The sequence below is a fragment of the Candidatus Bathyarchaeota archaeon genome (assembly GCA_026014585.1).
Taxonomy (GTDB): Archaea; Thermoproteota; Bathyarchaeia; order Bathyarchaeales; family Bathycorpusculaceae; genus Bathycorpusculum.
Genome location: JAOZIA010000004.1, coordinates 1 through 2,045, shown reverse-complemented (window position 1 = coordinate 2,045; position 2,045 = coordinate 1). Strand labels below are relative to the sequence as shown.

The window sequence follows — 2,045 nt, the reverse complement described above, 5'->3', positions numbered from 1 at the left end:
GTGATGTTTCAGGAGCCACGCCTGCTGCCCTGGCGCAACACGCGCGACAACGTCCGGCTGCACTTCGAGCTTAACGCAGACAAGATAACACCGCAGGACGAAGAAGCCGTCGATAACGCGCTGGCGCTGGTGGGCTTGTCTGATTTCACCCGCGCTTTCCCCCGTGAGCTTAGCGGCGGCATGAAGCAAAGGGTGGCGCTGGCGCGCACGCTTGCCGCCAAACCGCAGATTCTGCTGATGGACGAACCGTTGACTGGGCTGGACATCCGCACGCGTGAAGAGTTACAGGACGAGATTGTGAACATATGGCTGCAAAAAAAGATGGGGCTGGTGTGGATTACCCATGACCCCAACGAGGCTATATATCTCGCTGACCGCATCATCGTATTTTCGAAACGCCCCGCCCATATAAAAAGCATAATCGAGGTTTCCAATCCCAGACCCCGGCAGCGAAACACCCCGGCCTCCAGAGAACTGGAAGAAAGAATCAAGAGCTTCTTCAACTTCGAATAACAGTAGCGGTAAGCCTCCATTATTTCCCCGGATTCCAAACAGGAATCATTATTTATTGCAACATTTACTTAAATTAATATGTTTTTTTCATTATAGTGCAACTCTTGACAATCTTTTTATATTGGATTATAATGCTCAACACTCAATCAGTCTTTGTTATTTTATTATAGTCTTATCAGGGAATCGATATTATGCAATCAAATTCAAAAAACGATGTCTATATTCCAGCGCAAAAAAACAGGCTTAATATGGCTAACGATAAAAAGCCGCTTGTGACAAGCCGATGAATAAAGGGTTCAGCAAACGCATTCACCCACAATACTGAGCCCTTTTTTTATAACCAAAAAACAAAATCCATAAATAATACGGAGAGATTGTGACTCTCATTATTAATATATTGATACCGAAATCCGGGGCGGCTCTGCAATAGTCATCTGCTTTAATACCGGGAAATAATCAAATACGCGGGTATTTTTACCTTTTTAACACGTAAATACTATCTATTAACGAACGAAAGGCTTGCATTATGGAAAATATATCCGGGATTAACAACGCCAGAAAAACAAGCGTATCTCTTTCGAGGATAAGGACAACCATCGGTATTAAAAGCTCCACCAAAAAAAGGCTGGATATAAACAGGGCCCCGGGGCAGTGCTATGACGGTTTCCTGTGCCAGCTTGTAGACCTCTGGGAGAAAAATAAAAGCAGATAAATGATTCGCATTACAAGTCTTGCAAGGAGGTGGCGCCTATAAAACTTATCAGTGATTAGCTCCAAATCGATTATCAATAAAAGTAAAGTCGAAAAGGAGGTCATTTTTTATAATGACTGAAAAGAAAAGGGAATCCGAGGGAGTATCAAGGAGAGAGTTTCTTAAAGACGCAGGACTCCTGGTTGGTGGCACCGCCGTCGGTTCTACGGTTTTACTGGCTGCCTGCAGCGGTGATACAACCACCGAAACAGTAACCTCGACTAAAACAGTGACCGCCCCGGGCGGCGCTACAACGGTTACTCAATCCAAGTTCGTCTGCCCCTACTGCTCCACAGAATTCTCCTCGCTCAGCGAATTGACTGCCCATGTTACAGCCGAACATGCGGGCGAATCGCCTTCAGCGCTGAATGTGATAAACATTACAGTCAACGGTGCGGTAGAAGCGGCAAGCGTTTCGCGAACCGAAACCCTGAGAGACGTGCTGCGTGAAAAGTTCGGATTATTTTCTATCAAGGATATGTGCAGCGGCTACGGAGCCTGCGGTTCCTGCAGCGTGATAATGGACGGGCGTCCGGTATTGTCCTGCATGACTCTGGCTTGTGAATGTGACGGCGCCGTGATAGAAACCGCAGAGGGAGTAGCGGAATCCAATGCCCCGCTTGTGGATGCATACATCGTGAATCAATGTATGCAATGCGGTTATTGCACCCCGGGTTTCATTGTAACGTCGAAAGCGCTTCTGGATCGTAACCCACAACCAACAGAAGAAGATATCAGGGAAATCCTGGCCGGCAATATTTGCCGTTGCGGGACATACCCG

The 2,045-nt window shown here is 46.9% G+C and carries 3 protein-coding genes; all 3 read left to right on the top strand.

The genetic code is table 11. From position 1 onward, the window contains the following. The coding region (locus NWF01_03015) for an ABC transporter ATP-binding protein (GenBank protein MCW4023988.1) at nt 1-513 on the top strand (513 nt) is incomplete at its 5' end. 526 nt (nt 514-1,039) lie between these two features. Next, complete coding sequence (locus tag NWF01_03010; GenBank protein ID MCW4023987.1) at nt 1,040-1,225, top strand: hypothetical protein; 186 nt, start codon at nt 1,040-1,042, stop codon at nt 1,223-1,225. A 112-nt stretch (nt 1,226-1,337) separates the two neighbouring features. Next, a partial coding sequence (locus tag NWF01_03005) for a 2Fe-2S iron-sulfur cluster-binding protein (GenBank protein MCW4023986.1) occupies nt 1,338-2,045 on the top strand: 708 nt, incomplete at its 3' end.